This window comes from Streptomyces barkulensis (assembly GCF_002843305.1).
Lineage (GTDB): Bacteria > Actinomycetota > Actinomycetes > Streptomycetales > Streptomycetaceae > Streptomyces > Streptomyces barkulensis.
The window spans coordinates 38050-53581 of record NZ_PGSG01000088.1 but is presented as its reverse complement, the minus strand read 5'-3'; the positions used below and the strand labels follow the sequence as shown (position 1 = coordinate 53581).

Here is a 15532-nt window from a genome sequence, read left to right as displayed (position 1 = left end):
GGTCCCGCGACCGGTCGGCGGCGTTCTCCGTGCCCGGCCCGCCCGTTGGACTCAGCCGGTCTTCCACAGGGTCAGGTCGGCCTTGACGGCGGGGACGTGGTAGGCCTTCTCCGCCGGCACCATGTCGGTGACCTCCAGCATTGCCAGGCGGCCCTCAGTGGTCACCGTGCACAGCACGTCGCCCTCGTCCGGAGCCCCCTCGTCGTTGATCTCCCGGGCCTTCAGCTCCTCCGGGAGCGGGTTGGACACGGCCGCGGCCTCGCACTCCTGCGGGGTGTTGCCCGCGCTCTCCCCCATCGCCCTCCTGAAGTCGAAGGTGCCGCTGTGGACGATCAGTTCCGTGTCGGAGATGCTGATCTCGCTGGTCGGGTCCACCCTCGCCTCGTCCAGGTCGACGTAGGTGATGCCGAGGGTGGGAGGCGTGGCGATGGTGATCGGCCGCTTCTCGAAGACCGGCTCGAAGGAGCCTCCCTCTGCGGCCGACGCGTCGGCACTCGCCTCCGGGGAGTTCTGCCCGGCCTCCTCGGGGGAGGGCGTGCCGGTGTCCTCCGGCGCCTCTTCCCCGGGCGTCCGCGGGTTCTTCGGCGCCTGCTCGCCGCTCCCGGCGTTCGCGTCCTTCCCGGCTCCGGTGTTCCCACCGCCCTCGTTCCCGGCGGTGGCCACCGCCCACGTCCCCCCGACCGAGGCGGCCAGCACCAGGACGGCCCCCGCGGCCAGCAGCGCCGTGCGGCGGCGCGGCCTCCGCCCGCCCCCCGCACCCGGATCGGCCACCGGCCCCTGTCCCGGCCCGTGCGGGGGCGCGGTGGGCGGGGTCCCGTACGCGGTGGCCGTCGGGGCGGCGTACGGCCCGGTGGCGGGGCCGCCGGGGCCCTGGGTGGGCGTGTAGGCGTACGACGGCGGCACCGGCGGGGGCGGGCTCTGGGCGGCCCGCGCCCGTTCGCCGATCCCGGCGGCGAGCGGGGCGGGCAGCCAGCCGGCGAAGTCCCGGGCCTGCCTGCCGGACGCCTTCTCGCACAGCTCGGCCAGCTCCTCCGGTGCGGGCCTGGCGGCCGGGTCCGCCGCCAGGCAGCGCTCCAGCACACCCCGCAGCGGCTCGGGGTAGCCGGACAGGTCCGGCGGGCGCTGGGCGGTGTTGGCGATCTGGGCGGCGAGGGTGATGGCGGCGCCGTCGCCGTACGGGTGACGCCCGGTGGCGGCGACGGCCGCGACCAGGCCGAGCGAGAAGACGTCGGAGGCCGCCGTGACGGTGTCTCCGGAGGCGTGCTCGGGCGACATGTACTGCGGGGTGCCGATGAAGCCGCCGCTGCGCGTGAGCTGGGTGGAGTCCGCGGCCCGCGCGATGCCGAAGTCGATGATCCAGGGCCCGTCGGTGCCCAGCAGGATGTTGCTGGGCTTGAGGTCCCGGTGGATCACTCCGGCGGTGTGTACGGCCTGGAGTGCCCGCGCCGTGCAGGCGGTGAGCTGGAGCGCGGCGGGCAGCGGCAGGGGCCCGTGCAGGGCGAGCGCGTCGTCGAGCGGGATGCCCGGCACGTAGGCGGTGGCCAGCCAGGGCTGCTCGCCGCCGGTGTCGTGGTCCAGCACCGGCACGATGTGGTAGCCCTGGACCCGCCGGGCGGCCCGCACCTCCTGCTCGAAACGGCGCCGGAACTCCGCGTCCCGGGCGAACTCGCGCCGGATGACCTTCAGCGCCACCGGCTGGTTGCCGCGGGTGCCGGACAGGTAGACCGCGCCCATGCCGCCCTCGCCGACCCGGGCGGTCAGCCGGTAGCCGGCGACCTCCCGGGGATCGTCCGGCTGGAGCGGACGGAGTGCGGCGTGCTCGGCCCCTGTCATCGCGATACCCCCAACTACATTGCGGAAGTGGGATGTTACCGGCCGTTCCGCCTGGTGCGGCACCGGAGAACGCTTCGGCGCGGTCCGCAGCCGCACGTCGCCCGGCCGGTCCCCGCGGCGGCGGACCGCGTACCGCCGTCCGGGTGGAGATCCGGCTCTCGCAGGGGTGGAAACGGCGTGCGCGGCATGGTCCGGCGCCGGGGCCGGAATGATTCCGCGCGTCGGTTCGCCGGGTTGACGGCCCCGGCGTCCGGTCACCCGTGACGCACGGGACCGCCCGCACGTCGAGAGGATCCGAGGAGATGCGCCCCAGCGTGAAGTGCCGCCGGACGCGGAGGAGTGCCGCCCTGCCGCTGTCGGTGGTGTCCGCGGTCGTGGCCGGCGCCGCCGTCCTGACCGGCTGCGGCGGGGACGAGTCGCCCGCTCCCGAGGCGTCCGTGAGCGTCGGGGCCGCGCAGGGCGCGGAGGACGGGTACGAGTTCGTCTACGGGGATCTGGCGGAGGCCGAGTTCTGGAACGACGTCACCACCTGGACGGGCAGGCGGATCATCCTGACGGCCGAGGTCGGCGAGGTCGTCGACGCGCACGCCTTCACCGTCGCCCGCGCCGACCCCGAGAACAGGGGTGACGACACGGGCGACGTCAGGAGCCTCCTGGTCGTCTCCGCGGACACCACCGAGGTGGCGGAGGGTGACACCGTGCGGGTCACCGGCATCGTGCGGGAGGGCTTCGTCCCCGAGGAGGTGGCGAACGGACTCGATGTGGACTGGAACGAGGACGCCTTCACCGACTGGGAACAGGAGCACTACGTCGTGGCCTCCTCCATCGACACCTCGGCCCGTCTGGAATGAGGAAGCACCGTCCCGCGCGGCGGCCCGGCCCCGTTCCGGCGACGACGCGGAGGACGGCGCCGAGGACGGCGAACCCCCTGTTCCCAGCCGTGCCCGGCTTGTCCGGCCGGACGCCCGCCGACGGCCCGCCCGGAGGCTTCCCGAGAGTGAGAGGACGACAGGAGATGCCCACGCGACACACCCGGGGCGTTCCCGGCCGCCGACGGCCGGCGGCGCTGCTCGCGCTGCTGCTCGCGCTTTCCGCGTCGGCGGGATGCGGCGGGAACGGCGCCGAGGGCATCACCGAGGTGAACGAGGCTTTCGAGAGCGGCGACGCCGAGTCCGTGGTCGGGGAGGAGAGAACGGTCGAGGGCCGGGTCCAGGACGTCATCTCGCCCTGGGCCTTCACCGTCGGCGGGGACGAGCCCAGCGACATCGAACCGCTGCTGGTCGTCGAGGGGGACATGCCGGCCGTGGACCAGGACGACGCGGTCCGCGTCACCGGCGTCGTGGGCGAGTTCGAGATCGCCGTGGTCGAGCGGGAACTCGGCGTGGACCTCGCGGAGACGCTGTACGAGGAGTACGAGGGCGGTCCCTACATCAGGGCCCGGCGCATCGCCGAGGACGTGGAACTGGACTGAGCGGCGCCCGGATCCCGCCGGGTCCCGGCACCGGGCCGGGTCCCGGCACCGGAAAACGCTTCGACGCCGTACGCCGTCCCGCCTAGGCTCGGCCGCCATGACCACCCTTCGGACGTTCCACGGCATCCCCGTCCTGATGTGCGCCGACGAGGGCGCGGCCATCGGGGAGCGCGAGGCGCTGGACCTGATCGGCGACGCCGGCTACCAGGGCGCCCGGTGGGTCGCCGTGCCCGCCGGGCGGCTGCACGAGGACTTCTTCCGGCTGCGCACCGGCCTCGCCGGGGAGATCGTCCAGAAGTTCGCCAACTACCGCCTGGGGCTCGCCGTCGTCGGCGACGTCTCCGCCCGCACGGCGGCCGGCACGGCGCTGCGGGACTTCGTCCGCGAGTGCGACCGCGGACGGCAGACGTGGTTCGTCGCCGACGAGACGGAACTCGCCGAGCGCCTCGCCCCGTAGCGCGTTCCGCGCCGTTCCGCCGCGGCGCGCCGGCCTGTGCCCTACGGTCGTCCCATGGATTTCCGCGAGATCGGCGACCGGCGGTCCCTGCAGCGTCCCTCGATCGAAGAGGACGACCTCCGGACCCTGGCACTCCTCGAAGAAGCAGCCGTCGGGCGAGAACGCCAAGGAGCGTGCGCCGCATACCACTCGGTGGTACGGCCCCGGTGCTGCGCCGGGCCCGAGCCGAGCGTGTCCGGCGCAGCGGTCATGCTTCCTTGATCGACAACGCTCCGGACAACGGTGATCACCCATGGTCCGTAGGCCCGCATTCCGGTTGGCGATGGCCTGCGCAGCTTGGACAGGCCATCGCCTCCGGTAGAAACGGCGCTGCGGCTGGTTGCCTGGGTAATGCAACTTGCCCGAGACGGGCAAGTGCGAAACACGGGTAAAGTTGCCCAGGATGCCAACTTTACCCGTGCGGTAAAGTTGGCGATCCAGGCAAGTTTGCCTGCTTGGTATGCGACGATGGCATGGTGGAATCTCCGCCGACCAGAGAGACGGACCTGCTGGAGCAGGGCGTTCAAGCCCTGCACGCCCTTCTGGGGCCTGGGTGGCAGGTCACGCAGCGCCCGAACAAGAGCAAGGTCTTCGACGCCGTCCTGGAGGTAAGAGCGGAGGGCGACAGCACCTTCACGCAACTGCTGGTGGAGGCGACCCCGGCGGCTCCACCACGGTTCGTGGTGGAGCGGCTGGTACCCAGGGTGCAGTTGCTCCGCGAGGTCAACCACTACACGAACCTGCTGGTCATCGCGCCATGGATCTCGTCCCAGGCCCGGGAGCTCTTGCGGCGGAACGGCATCGCGTATCTGGACCTGACGGGCAACATCGACATCCGCGTGGCACGACCGGCCATCGTCATCCGCACCGTAGGAGCCGAGAAGGCCCCGCGGTCAGCTCCCCGGGAAACCAGCAGGACCACTCTGGCGGGGCTGAAGGCAGGGCGCCTGGTGCGGCTTCTGGCCGATGTGCCGCCTCCTCACCGAGCCACCGACCTGCACCGGATCTCCAAGCTGAGCCTCCCCTATGTATCCCGGCTGCTGAACACCCTGGAAGACCAGCTCCTGATTCGCCGCAAAGGGCGGATCATCACGGACGTCGACTGGGCTCAGCTTCTGCGCGCCCGAGCCCGGGAGACCAGTCTCCTCGCCCATGGGTCGTACCAGGGCTTCCTGGCTCCCAACGGTGTACCGGCCCTGCTGCAGCAGATCTCACAGCTGCCCACGGAGTGTGTCGACGGGCTTTCCGTCACCGGCTCCTACACCGTGCAGCGCTTCGTCCAGGTCGCCGTGGGAGGCCAACTGATGCTCTACGTCGGGCCCTGGCTGAACATCGACGACGTAGCTGACGAACTCGGACTCCTGCCGGTCGCAGAGGGCGCGGACGTTCTGCTGCTGAACGAGCCGGATCCCTTCGTCCGGAGACAGTCCGATTTCGTCGACGGCGTGCAGTACGTCGCGCCCAGCCAAGCGGCACTCGACTGCCTGGCCGGCCCCGGCCGGATGCCTGCCGAGGGAGAGGCACTCCTGGACTTCATGGAGACATATCCCGAGCAGTGGCGAGATTCCGGAAACGACGTCGGGGTGCCGCCCATTCAGCACTAAGATCACAACGCAGGACACAAGCCGACGAGAGCGCGAGGCGCTATGTCACAAATCCCGAAGGGCGTCGATCCCGACCAGCTGACGGTGGTGGCCCGACGTGTTCTCCTCGACGGTCTGATCGCGTTGAGCCCTCATCTCGATGCCCTGACTGTCGTGGGTGCGCAGGCCGTCTACCTGCGTACCCCGGGCGCGGCGATCCGCAACTCGCCCTTCACCTCCGACGGTGACCTGAGCATCGACCCCGCACTTCTCGAGGATCAGCCGCTTCTCGACGCGTCCCTGCGCGAGGCCGGCTTTACGCTGAAGAAGGACAGCGAACCCGGGCTGTGGGAACGGCAGGAGACCGTGGGAGGCCAGATCGTTCCCGTGGAGCTGGATCTCCTCATCCCCCGGCAGCTCTCTCGCAAGAACGGGCGCCGCAGTGCCAAGGTCCCGCCGCACGGCACGATGTCCGCACGCTGGATCGAGGGCCTTGAGGTCGCCGCCGTGGACCGTTCTCCCCTGCACGTCGGCAGCCTCGACTCCGCCGACGATCGTTCCATCACGGTCAACGTCGCCGGCCCCGCAGCCCTCCTGGTCGCCAAAGCCTTCAAAATCACCGATCGGCTCAGCCAGGCCGAGAGGCGCCCGGACCGCCTGACCGACAAGGACGCCGGTGACGTCCTGCGCATCATGATGACCACCAGGGCACGACAGGTTTCCGAAACGTTTACCGTGCTGCGCGACAACCCGCGCGTGGGCGACGTCGCGGCGGATGGGCTGGAGAAGCTGCGTCAGCTCTTTGGCGGGCGTGCCACCCCCGGCGTCGACATGGCAGTCAAGGCGCTTGCGGGCTCACTCGAAGAGGACCGCATCCGGTCCCTCGCCCCTGCCTTCATCACGCGCCTTACGGAATAGACCATCCCGGTGGGGAGCATTCAGTGATCGGCGGATCGGACGATCAGGGGCGCTGATCCGGCGGGGGCACCGGGGCGCCGGGGAGGCGCAGGACGGCTTCCGTGCCGCCGCCCGGGGCCGGGTGGAGGGCGATCTCGCCGCCGCTGCGGCGCACCGTGCGGGCCACGATGGCCAGGCCCAGCCCGGAGCCGGGGAGGCTGCGGGCGGACGGGGAGCGCCAGAAGCGGTCGAAGACGTGGGGGAGTTCGTCCTCGGGGATGCCGGGGCCCCGGTCGCGTACGCGCAGGGTGCCGGTGGAGCCGTCGAGGCGGACGTCGATCGTCCCGCCGGGCGGGGAGAACTTCACGGCGTTGTCCAGCAGGTTGACCACCGCCCTCTCCAGTGCGGCCGGTTCGGCGCGCACGTACCAGGGGGCCAGGTCGCGGTCGATGGTGATGTCCGAGCCGCGCAGCCGGGCGCGTTCCACGGCGCGTTCGGCGGTCTCGTGCAGGCCGGTGATCTCCACCGGCCCGCCGGCGGGCGCCGCGTCGGGCCGGGACAGCTCCTGGAGGTCGCCGACGAGGGCGGCGAGTTCGCCGATCTGGGCGCGCACCGACTCCAGCAGTTCCCGGCGGTCCTGAGGCGGCAGCGGGCGGGCGGCCTGCTCGCTGCGCACCAGCAGGTCGATGTTGGTGCGCAGCGAGGTCAGCGGGGTGCGCAGTTCGTGTCCGGCGTCGGCGATCAGCTGCTGCTGGAGGTCGCGGGAGGTGGCCAGGGCGGCGGTCATGGCGTTGAAGGAGCGCGACAGCCGGGCGATCTCGTCGTCGCCGTCGACGGGGATGCGGACGGCCAGGTCCTCGGTGCGGGCGACGTGCTCGACCGCGCCCGTCAGCCGGTCCACCGGGCGCAGGCCGGCGCGCGCGAGCAGGACGCCGGCGCCCGCCGCGCCGAGCACGCCGGTGGCGGCGACCAGGCCGAGGACGAGGGCGAGGGTGTCCAGACTCTGGTCGATCTCGGCCATCGGGCGGGCCACGGTCACGGCGGCGTCCGTGCCGCGCAGGGGGGTGGTGAGCACCCGGTACTCCTCGCCCCCCGCGGTGACGGTGTGCAGGGCCTCCGCGCGCTCGCCGCGGGCGACGGCCACGTCGGCGGCGGAGACCGGCAGGGGCCGCTCCCCGAAGGCCATGCAGCTGTCGCCGTCGCGGTCCACGAGCTGCACGGTGGAGTCGAACGGGTTGGGGGTGTCCAGCCGCTCCTCCTCCGGCACCGCCCGGCACTGCCCGGCGCGTACGAGTTCGATGAGCCCGCTGTCGGGGACCCGGTTGGCGTGCAGGGCGTCGTCGAGGGAGTCGACGAGCTGTGCCCGCACCAGGAGCCAGGCGGCCAGCGAGCACGCCGCCACCGCGACCGCCACGGCCACCGCGACCAGCAGCGCCAGGCGCGAGCGCAGCGGCAGTCGCGAGCGCGGCGGCAGGGAGTCGAGCCGGGAGGTCACGGGTGCGGCTCCCCCGCGGTGCTGCCCGGGGCCGGGCCCGGGCCCGGGGTGTCGCGCAGGACGTAGCCGACGCCGCGCACGGTGTGCACCAGGCGCGGCTCGCCGCCCGCCTCGGTCTTGCGGCGCAGGTACATCACGTACACGTCCAGGGAGTTGGAGGAGGGCTCGAAGTCGAAGCCCCAGACGGCCTTGAGGATCTGCTCGCGGGTGAGGACCTGGCGCGGGTGGGCCATGAACATCTCCAGCAGCGTGAACTCCGTCCGCGTCAGTTCCACCGGCCGCCCGCCGCGGGTGACCTCGCGCGTGGTGAGGTCCATGCGCAGGCCGGCGAAGGAGAGCACCTCGGTCCGCTCGGCGCCGGCCTGCTCGCGGGCGTAGGAGCTGCGGCGCAGCAGGGCTCGGACGCGGGCCAGCAGCTCGTCCAGTTCGAACGGTTTGACCAGGTAGTCGTCCGCGCCCGCGTCCAGGCCGGTGACGCGGTCGCCGACGGTGTCGCGGGCGGTGAGCATCAGCACGGGGACGGTCGCCCCCCTCGCGCGCAGCCGCCGGGCGGCGGTCAGCCCGTCCATGCGCGGCATCAGCACGTCCAGGATCACCAGGTCCGGGCGGTACGCCTCCACCTGGCGCAGCGCCTCCAGGCCGTCGGCGGCGAGTTCGGTCTCGTAGCCCTCGAAGGCCAGGCTGCGGCGCAGGGCCTCCCGTACGGCCGGCTCGTCGTCGACGACCAGCACGCGCGCGGGCGGGGCGGGATGGGACGTGGCGGAGGAGGCGGTGGTCATGGTGGCGAGTGTCGCACCCGCCTCATCCGCCGGCGCGCAGGTCGTCGAGGATCTCCTCGACGTCGTCGACGGGTACGGCGAAGCCCAGGCCGACGCTGCCCGCCTCGGCGGCGGTGGAGGCGTTGCCGTGGATGGCGGAGTTGACGCCGACGACGCGGCCGTTCATGTCGACCAGCGGGCCGCCGGAGTTGCCGGGGTTGAGGGAGGCGTCGGTCTGGATGGCCTCGTAGGTGGTGGTCTCGGAGCCCAGCTCGCCGTTGTACCGGTCGCCGTCGAACTCGAAGGGCCAGGACCGGTCGTCCCTGGGCCGGCCTTCCCCGCCCGTCCGCTCCACGGTGACCTCGCGGCCCTTGGCGGAGACGATGCCGCTGGTGACCGTGCCCGACAGGCCCTGGGGCGAGCCGAAGGCGACGACGCGGTCGCCGACGCGGACGGCGTCGGAGTCGCCGAGCTCGGCGGGGGTGAGGTCGCCGGCGTCCTCGACCCGGATCAGCGCCATGTCGAGGTCGGGCTCGGTGCCGACGATCTCGGCGCGGGCGGTTCGGCCGTCGAAGAAGGTGACCTCGATCTCGGTGGCGCCGGAGACGACGTGGTTGTTGGTGAGGATCTCGCCGCTCTCGGAGATCACCACGCCGGATCCGGTGGCGGAGCCGGAGCGGGAGGAGGCGCCGATCTCCACGACGCTCGGGGTGACGGCCTTGACGACCTCGGCGACGCCGGTGCCGGTGTCGGCGGCGTTGGTGCCGAGGACGGAGGATGTGGCGGCGGGTGCGGCGCCGCCCCCGAACGTCCCGGCGGCCAGGGTGGCCGTACCGCCGCCGACCGCGGCGGCCACGATCGCCACGGCCGCCAGCAGTCCGGCGGGGCGGCGCGCCCGCCGCCGGGCGTGCACGCCGGGGACGGGCTCGGGGACGGGCTCGGGGGTGGTGTCCGGAACGGAGGGCTCGTACGGCGGGCGGGGCGGATACGCGCGGTTCGTCTCGTGGTCGCTCATGCACACAACCGTGCGCGCCCGGAATGAGAACTCCATGAGGACGGGCTGAAACCCGGGGAAGAACCATCCCGGGTGCGCCCCGGGCCGGAGCCCGCCCCGCCCCGCCCCGTCGAACGCCTTGTCGAGCGCCCCGTCAGCCGCCGCAGCCGCAGGAGCGGCGCACCACCAGCCCCGACGGGAACTGGCGCACGCGCTCGCGCCGCGAGCCCGTGGTGCGCACCCCGTCGTCCAGCACCAGGTCGACCGCCGCGCGGGCCATCGCCTCGCGGTCCGAGCCCACCGTGGTCAGCGGCGGGTCGGTCAGCGCCGCCTCCTTGACGTCGTCGAACCCGGCCACCGCCAGCTCGCCGGGCACGTCCAGGCCCAGCTCGCGGGCGGCGCGCAGCACGCCGATGGCCTGGTCGTCGGTGGCGCACACCAGCGCGGGCGGGCGGTCGGGGCCGGCCAGCAGGTCCAGGGCGACGCGGTAGGTGTCGTAGCGGTTGTAGGGGGCCTGGAAGAGGCGGCCGTCGGTGGAGCGGCCGGCCTCCCTCATCGCCCGGCGCCAGCCCTCGACGTGGTCGGTGACCGGGTCGCCGTAGGCGGGGGTGGACTCCACGCCGCCCAGGCAGGCCACGTAGTCGTGGCCGTGCTCCAGCAGGTGCCGGGTGACCATCTGGGCGCCGCCGACGTCGTCGAGGACGACGGCCACGTCGTCGATCGCCTCGGGCCTCCGGTGCAGCAGCACCACGCGCGCGTCCCACGCCTCTATCTCGGCGGCGGCGCGCTCGCTGGGGCCCTGGCTGATCAGGATCAGGCCCGAGACGCGCATGCCGAGGAAGGCCCGCAGATAGTGCACCTCGCGCTCGTCGAGGTAGTCGGAGTTGCCGACGAGCACCATCTTCCCGCGGTCGGCGGCGGCCTGTTCGACCGCGTGCGCCATCTCCGCGAAGAACGGCTGCCGGGCGTCGGGGACGATCAGCCCTATCAGGTCGGTGCGCCGGGACGCCATCGCCTGCGCGACCCGGTCCGGCCGGTACCCCAGTTCCTTGATCGCGGCGAGCACGCGCTCGCGGGTCGCCGGCGCGACCGGCCGGGGCCCATCGTTTATCACATAACTGACGACCGCGGTCGACGTACCCGCCAGTCTCGCCACATCGTCCCGCGTCACCTTCGCCACAGCGGAAGTCTACGCGCGCCGACTCAGTTCCCTCCCCGGCGAGCGGCGGTCTTCCGCCCGCCGCCGGCCGTCTCCCCGCCGACGCCGTTCGCCGCGTCCTGCGCCATCCTCTCGGCGGCGTCCACGGTCGCCCTCGCGTCCTTGCGCGCCCTGCGCTCCTCGGCGGTCGGCTCCTTCTTCTCCGGCAGCACGAAGCGGTAGCCGACGTTGCGCACGGTCCCGATCAGCGACTCGTGCTCCGGGCCGAGCTTGGCCCGCAGCCGCCGTACGTGGACGTCGACGGTCCGGGTGCCTCCGAAGTAGTCGTAGCCCCACACCTCCTGGAGGAGCTGCGCCCTGGTGAACACCCGGCCGGGGTGCTGCGCCAGGTACTTCAGCAGCTCGAACTCCTTGAAGGTCAGGTCCAGCACGCGCCCCTTGAGCTTGGCGCTGTAGGTGGCCTCGTCCACCGACAGGTCGCCGGTGCGGATCTCCGCCGGGCCGTCCTCGCCGGAGATCTGCCGCCGCCCGGTGGCCAGCCGCAGCCGGGCCTCGACCTCGGCCGGGCCGGCGGTGTCCAGCAGGACGTCGTCCACGCCCCACTCGGCGGTGACGGCCGCGAGGCCGCCCTCGGTGACCACCAGGATCAGCGGGCAGCCCGGCCCCGTGGAGCGCAGCAGCTGGCACAGGGAGCGCACCTGCGGCAGGTCGCGGCGGCCGTCGATCAGGACGGCGTCGGCGCCGGGGGTGTCCACCAGCGCCGGGCCCTCGGCCGGGGCCACACGGACGTTGTGCAGCAGCAGGCCCAGCGCGGGCAGGACTTCGGTGGAGGGCTGGAGGGCGTTGGTCAGCAGGAGTAGCGAGCTCATGACGTCGAGTCCTTCCCCGGCCCCGTGGTGGGGCGTGTGGCGGCACTGCTTCGTACTGCGCTCCGAAAGCACGAAAGGACCCGGGGGCGGCGCTGCCCGGATCCTTCTCGTCATCGACAATATCCCACATGAGCGAGGATGCGGAGGGGACGGAAGGGCTTTCCCGTGGCGGACCGGTCACCCAAAGTGGCCAGGACGCGGGGTGGCGGACGCCTTCGCGCACGCTCCTGCGGGCACGGCTGCGGACGGACGACGGGGTGGGCATAGACGCCTGCTACCAGCCGCGCGAGGGGAGTTCCGGCGGCCGGGGCGAGGGCGCGGGGCAGGCCGCGGGGCGGGACCTGGCGATCGTCGTCGCGCACGGCTTCACCGGTTCGCTGGAGCGGCCCGCGGTGCGACGAGTGTCACAGGTGTTCGCCCGGCATGCGGACGTGATCACGTTCTCCTTCCGCGGGCACGGCCGCTCCGGCGGGCGCTCCACGGTCGGCGACCGGGAGGTGCTCGACCTCGCCGCGGCGGTGCGCTGGGCGCGTTCGCTGGGGCACTCGGCGGTGGCGACGGCCGGTTTCTCGATGGGCGGCTCGGTGGTGCTGCGGCACGCGGCGCTCCACCGGGCGGAGCCGGCCGGGGCGGCGTACGGGACCGAGCCGGCCGACGGGACCGGTGACGGTGACGCTGCGCACAGGACGCACCGGGGGCGCACAGACGCACACACCGACGCGGTCGTCGCCGTGAGCGCCCCCGCCCGCTGGTACTACCGGGGCACCCCGGCCATGCGGCGGGTCCACTGGGCGATCCAGCACCCCGCCGGCCGCCTGGTCTCCCGCTACGGGCTGCGCACCCGCGTCCACCACCGGGACTGGGACCCGGTGCCGCTGTCGCCGGTGGAGGCCGCACCGCTGATCGCCCCGACCCCGCTGCTGGTGGTGCACGGCGACCGGGACGCCTACTTCCCGCTGGACCACCCGTACTCGCTGGCGGAGGCCGCCGACCCGGCGGCCACGGAACTGTGGATCGAGCGCGGCTTCGGACACGCCGAGAACGCCGCGCCTCCCGAGCTGCTGGAGCGGATCGCCGCCTGGGCGACGGCGCGGACCGGGCGGGCGCCGCGCCATCATGGTGACGGCACGACGGACGGCTGAGAGGGACACACCATGCCGAGCGGCATGATCCGCTACTGGGCCGCGGCCAAGGCCGCCGCCGGGATCACCGAGGAGAGATACGAGGCCCACACGCTGGCCGAGGCGCTGGCCGAGGCGCGCCGGCGGCACGCCGGCCGGCCGGACTTCGACCGGGTGCTGGGCCTGTGCTCCTTCCTGGTGGACGGCGAGCCGGTCGGCAAGCGCGACCACCACCTCGTCCGACTGACCGAGGGCGGCACCGTCGAGGTGCTTCCCCCCTTCGCGGGAGGCTCCCGATGACCGACCAGCAGTACCCGCCCGGGCAGCCGTACGGCTCCCAACCCGGCCCCTACGACCCCGGCCAGGGCTACGGCCACGGACCTTCGGCCCCCACGGGCCCCACGGGCCCCGCGTACGACGGGTACGACGGGTACGACGGGTACGACGGGTACGACGCCTACGGCGGGCACGGCGGGCACGGCGGGCAGGAGGCGTACGAGGAGTACGAGGAGTACGGCGGGCAGGACCGGTACGGCCGGTACCAGCAGTACGGTCAGCACCAGCAGTACGGCCAGCACGGCCGGCACCAGCAGTACGGCCGGTACGACGCCCCGGGCCAGGGCCCGTACACCGCCCCCGGCGTCCCCGCGCCGCCCCACCACCCCGGCCCCGGGCCCCTACCGCCGGAGCAGGGCGGCGCCCCCACCGCCACCGCCACGGCCCCCGCCACCGCGCCCGCCGCCACGGCCGGCTCCGTCACCGACGCCCCGCGGCGCACCGGCAGCCCGATCATCGCGCCGGGCCTGACACCCGCCGCCCTCACCGCCCTCCTGGCCGTACTGCTCGCGGCCACCGCCCAGGTCTCCCGCCCGGTGTCGGCCGTCGCCGTGGTGCTGCTCCAGGCGGTCACGGCCGCGGGCTGGTTCCGGCTCAACGGCATGTGGCCCGCGCGGCAGGGCATCGCCCTGGCGTTCCTGGCGGGCGTCACCGCGGACATCGCCCTGCTGGCGCTCGGCGCCGAGCACGCCTCGGCCGTCGTCATCGGCACGCTCGGGGCGTGGGTGCTGTTCGTCCTCGTCCTCCAGCTGCGCAACCACTCCTCGCCCGACGAGCGCCTGTACGCCCTGACGGCCGGGGTCACCTCCACCGCACTCACGGTGCTCGCCACCGGCCATCTGGCCGCCGAGCCCGACGCGGTGACGGTCGGCGCGCTCGCCGTGGCCGCCGCCGCGCTCGCCCGGGCGCTGCCGGTGCCGCAGGCGGTCTCCGTGGTCGTCTCGCTGTCGGCCGCCGCGGGGGCGGGTGTCGCGGCCGGGCAGTTCACCACCCTGGGCGGTTCCGGCGCGGTGCTGGGACTGGCGGCCGGGGCGTGCGCGCTGATCGGGCTGCGGGTGGCGAGCTACGACTTCCCCTCCCGCTTCGTCCACATGACGGCCGGCGTGGCACTGCCGCTGACCGCCGCCGTGCCGGCGGTCTACCTGCTCGGCAGGGCGCTCGCCTAGCGGCGCGGGGCGGGCGTCGGGCGCACCGGGCCCGGCCGCTGCGCGGACCCGTGGTACAGACCTGTCGTGGGACACCACGGGTTAGGCTCGCCGGAACCCGATCGGCTTCTGTCGGCGTCGATCAAATCGATCAGTCCGTTCCGCTCGGCCTGATCAGCTCGGCCTGATCAGCTCAGCCCGATCCGCTCAGTCCGTTCAGCGCGACCAGTCCGACCGACCCGACCGCACCCGGCCACCCTGGGGGGACCACCACGATGCGCGCACTCAAAGCCCTGCTGGGACTTCTCGTCCTCTTCGGCGGCCTGTTCGTCGGCGCCGACCGGCTGGCGGTGAACTTCGCCGAGGACGAGGTCGCCGAGAAGGTCCAAAGTTCCAGGGGGCTGGACGAGCGGCCCGCCGTGGAGATCAACGGCTTCCCCTTCCTGACCCAGGTCGTGGGCAAGGAGCTGGAGTCGGTGGACGCCACGATGAACGGGCTGACGGTCCAGGTCGGCGGGCGCGACGTGGAAGTGACCGAGGTGGACGTGCACCTCGGTGACGTGCGGCTGGAGAACAACTTCTCCTCCGCCGTCGCCGACCGGGCCACCGGCAGTGCGCGGATCAGCTACCAGGATCTGACCGAGGCGGGTGCGAAGGGCGCCTCCCTCGCCTACGCCGGCGCGGAGCGGGCCGCGAAGAACCAGGTGAGGCTGGACGTGAACCTCACCCTCGTGGAGCTCACCCTGCACAGCTCACTGAAGGTGGAGAACGGCGACACCGTCGCGTTGCACGCCGAGGACCTCCCCGACCTGCCCGTGGCCGAGGACGTGGTGCGGGCGCAGATAGACCGCAAACTGGAGATCACCGGCCTTCCCAAGGGGCTGAAGCTGGAGAAGGCGGAGGTGGACGAGAAGGGCGTCGTGCTGCACCTGAGCGGCTCGAACGTGGATCTGGCCGGCTGACGCCGGGTCCGCCGGCACCCGCCCGTCCAGCTCGGCGCGCAGCTCGCGCACCAACCGGCCCGTCCACTCTCCGAGACGTCCGCGTCCGCTTTCCAGAAACCGCCTCCCGAAGATCCGCGCATCCGTTCGGAGGGGCGCTCCACCCCTCCCGCCGTCTCGTATCACGGGCATTCGCTTCTCACTATCTGGAACTACGGTGACACGCCCGTCCCTCCGTCCCTACGATCGCCCTCATGAAGCGACAGGCGGATCTCACGAAGCGACGGGCAGTCGATCTTTGCCGTGTCGCCGCCATGCTCTGTCGCGCCGTCGTCTGACGGCCGGCTCTCGGTGCCCTTCGCAGCCCGGACCGCAGCCGCACACCACCCCGCTGTCCCGCCACCGCGGCGTACAGCCCCGTGCGCGCCCGCCGG

Annotated in this window: 16 protein-coding genes; 10 read left to right on the top strand and 6 right to left on the bottom strand. The window is 73.2% G+C overall.

Annotated features, from left to right (window positions below; translation table 11 throughout):
* Nucleotides 1-51: 51 nt before the first annotated feature.
* Complete coding sequence (locus tag CUT83_RS16725) at nucleotides 52-1833, bottom strand: serine/threonine-protein kinase (protein ID WP_101256648.1); 1782 nt, start codon at nucleotides 1831-1833, stop codon at nucleotides 52-54.
* A 302-nt stretch (nucleotides 1834-2135) separates the two neighbouring features.
* Here CUT83_RS16725 and CUT83_RS16720 point away from each other — a divergent pair, with 302 nt between their 5' ends.
* The 5 genes from CUT83_RS16720 to CUT83_RS16700 all read left to right on the top strand — a co-directional run bounded on the left by CUT83_RS16720 (nucleotide 2136) and on the right by CUT83_RS16700 (nucleotide 6301).
* Complete coding sequence (locus CUT83_RS16720; protein ID WP_143688573.1) at nucleotides 2136-2684, top strand: hypothetical protein; 549 nt, start codon at nucleotides 2136-2138, stop codon at nucleotides 2682-2684.
* A 164-nt stretch (nucleotides 2685-2848) separates the two neighbouring features.
* Nucleotides 2849-3304, top strand: a complete 456-nt coding sequence (locus CUT83_RS16715; RefSeq protein ID WP_101256646.1) for a hypothetical protein — start codon at nucleotides 2849-2851, stop codon at nucleotides 3302-3304.
* Nucleotides 3305-3401: 97 nt separating this feature from the next.
* Nucleotides 3402-3761 (top strand): DUF4180 domain-containing protein, encoded by a 360-nt coding sequence (locus CUT83_RS16710; RefSeq protein WP_101256645.1) that lies wholly within the window; start codon nucleotides 3402-3404, stop codon nucleotides 3759-3761.
* A gap of 512 nt (nucleotides 3762-4273) precedes the next feature.
* The gene (locus CUT83_RS16705; protein WP_240957741.1) at nucleotides 4274-5404 is read left to right on the top strand and encodes a helix-turn-helix domain-containing protein; all 1131 of its coding nucleotides are present in this window, start codon (nucleotides 4274-4276) and stop codon (nucleotides 5402-5404) included.
* A 42-nt stretch (nucleotides 5405-5446) separates the two neighbouring features.
* Nucleotides 5447-6301 (top strand): hypothetical protein, encoded by an 855-nt coding sequence (locus tag CUT83_RS16700; protein WP_101256644.1) that lies wholly within the window; start codon nucleotides 5447-5449, stop codon nucleotides 6299-6301.
* A 43-nt stretch (nucleotides 6302-6344) separates the two neighbouring features.
* On the opposite strand, the gene CUT83_RS16695 is transcribed toward CUT83_RS16700, so the two are convergent.
* From CUT83_RS16695 to CUT83_RS16675, 5 genes are all read right to left on the bottom strand, one after another.
* Nucleotides 6345-7775, bottom strand: a complete 1431-nt coding sequence (locus tag CUT83_RS16695; protein WP_240957740.1) for a HAMP domain-containing sensor histidine kinase — start codon at nucleotides 7773-7775, stop codon at nucleotides 6345-6347.
* A complete protein-coding gene (locus CUT83_RS16690) occupies nucleotides 7772-8554 on the bottom strand; it encodes a response regulator transcription factor (RefSeq protein ID WP_101256643.1) in 783 nt (260 codons plus the stop codon). Before CUT83_RS16690 ends, CUT83_RS16695 begins: the two co-directional genes overlap by 4 nt.
* Before the next feature lie 22 nt (nucleotides 8555-8576).
* On the bottom strand, nucleotides 8577-9548 hold the full coding sequence (locus CUT83_RS16685; RefSeq protein WP_101256642.1) for a S1C family serine protease: 972 nt from the start codon (nucleotides 9546-9548) through the stop codon (nucleotides 8577-8579).
* Nucleotides 9549-9681: 133 nt separating this feature from the next.
* Nucleotides 9682-10707, bottom strand: coding sequence for a LacI family DNA-binding transcriptional regulator (locus CUT83_RS16680; protein ID WP_101256641.1), 1026 nt, complete (start codon nucleotides 10705-10707; stop codon nucleotides 9682-9684).
* A gap of 23 nt (nucleotides 10708-10730) precedes the next feature.
* Nucleotides 10731-11555, bottom strand: a complete 825-nt coding sequence (locus tag CUT83_RS16675) for a response regulator transcription factor (protein ID WP_101256640.1) — start codon at nucleotides 11553-11555, stop codon at nucleotides 10731-10733.
* A 128-nt stretch (nucleotides 11556-11683) separates the two neighbouring features.
* Between CUT83_RS16675 and CUT83_RS16670 the strand changes: the two genes are divergently transcribed.
* The 5 genes from CUT83_RS16670 to CUT83_RS31610 all read left to right on the top strand — a co-directional run bounded on the left by CUT83_RS16670 (nucleotide 11684) and on the right by CUT83_RS31610 (nucleotide 15436).
* Nucleotides 11684-12697: an alpha/beta hydrolase gene (locus CUT83_RS16670; protein ID WP_101256639.1), complete on the top strand. Its 1014-nt coding sequence runs from the start codon at nucleotides 11684-11686 to the stop codon at nucleotides 12695-12697.
* A gap of 12 nt (nucleotides 12698-12709) precedes the next feature.
* Nucleotides 12710-12976, top strand: coding sequence for a MoaD/ThiS family protein (locus tag CUT83_RS16665; protein WP_101256638.1), 267 nt, complete (start codon nucleotides 12710-12712; stop codon nucleotides 12974-12976).
* A complete protein-coding gene (locus CUT83_RS16660; protein ID WP_101256637.1) occupies nucleotides 12973-14178 on the top strand; it encodes a hypothetical protein in 1206 nt (401 codons plus the stop codon). The genes CUT83_RS16665 and CUT83_RS16660 overlap by 4 nt, the downstream gene beginning before the upstream one ends.
* Before the next feature lie 254 nt (nucleotides 14179-14432).
* Nucleotides 14433-15119 carry an LmeA family phospholipid-binding protein gene (locus CUT83_RS16655; RefSeq protein ID WP_101256636.1) on the top strand — a complete coding sequence of 229 codons (687 nt, stop codon included), beginning with the start codon at nucleotides 14433-14435 and terminating at the stop codon, nucleotides 15117-15119.
* 233 nt (nucleotides 15120-15352) lie between these two features.
* Nucleotides 15353-15436: a putative leader peptide gene (locus CUT83_RS31610; protein WP_369126573.1), complete on the top strand. Its 84-nt coding sequence runs from the start codon at nucleotides 15353-15355 to the stop codon at nucleotides 15434-15436.
* Nucleotides 15437-15532 lie beyond the last annotated feature (96 nt).

Bases quoted from the DNA above. Each gene is read 5' to 3' on its own strand.
- CUT83_RS16725 (WP_101256648.1), bottom strand. From the start codon at position 1,833: ATGACAGGGGCCGAGCACGCCGCACTCCGTCCGCTCCAGCCGGACGAT.
- CUT83_RS16720 (WP_143688573.1), top strand. From the start codon at position 2,136: ATGCGCCCCAGCGTGAAGTGCCGCCGGACGCGGAGGAGTGCCGCCCTG.
- CUT83_RS16715 (WP_101256646.1), top strand. From the start codon at position 2,849: ATGCCCACGCGACACACCCGGGGCGTTCCCGGCCGCCGACGGCCGGCG.
- CUT83_RS16710 (WP_101256645.1), top strand. From the start codon at position 3,402: ATGACCACCCTTCGGACGTTCCACGGCATCCCCGTCCTGATGTGCGCC.
- CUT83_RS16705 (WP_240957741.1), top strand. From the start codon at position 4,274: ATGGTGGAATCTCCGCCGACCAGAGAGACGGACCTGCTGGAGCAGGGC.
- CUT83_RS16700 (WP_101256644.1), top strand. From the start codon at position 5,447: ATGTCACAAATCCCGAAGGGCGTCGATCCCGACCAGCTGACGGTGGTG.
- CUT83_RS16690 (WP_101256643.1), bottom strand. From the start codon at position 8,554: ATGACCACCGCCTCCTCCGCCACGTCCCATCCCGCCCCGCCCGCGCGC.
- CUT83_RS16685 (WP_101256642.1), bottom strand. From the start codon at position 9,548: ATGAGCGACCACGAGACGAACCGCGCGTATCCGCCCCGCCCGCCGTAC.
- CUT83_RS16675 (WP_101256640.1), bottom strand. From the start codon at position 11,555: ATGAGCTCGCTACTCCTGCTGACCAACGCCCTCCAGCCCTCCACCGAA.
- CUT83_RS16670 (WP_101256639.1), top strand. From the start codon at position 11,684: ATGAGCGAGGATGCGGAGGGGACGGAAGGGCTTTCCCGTGGCGGACCG.
- CUT83_RS16665 (WP_101256638.1), top strand. From the start codon at position 12,710: ATGCCGAGCGGCATGATCCGCTACTGGGCCGCGGCCAAGGCCGCCGCC.
- CUT83_RS16660 (WP_101256637.1), top strand. From the start codon at position 12,973: ATGACCGACCAGCAGTACCCGCCCGGGCAGCCGTACGGCTCCCAACCC.
- CUT83_RS16655 (WP_101256636.1), top strand. From the start codon at position 14,433: ATGCGCGCACTCAAAGCCCTGCTGGGACTTCTCGTCCTCTTCGGCGGC.
- CUT83_RS31610 (WP_369126573.1), top strand. From the start codon at position 15,353: ATGAAGCGACAGGCGGATCTCACGAAGCGACGGGCAGTCGATCTTTGC.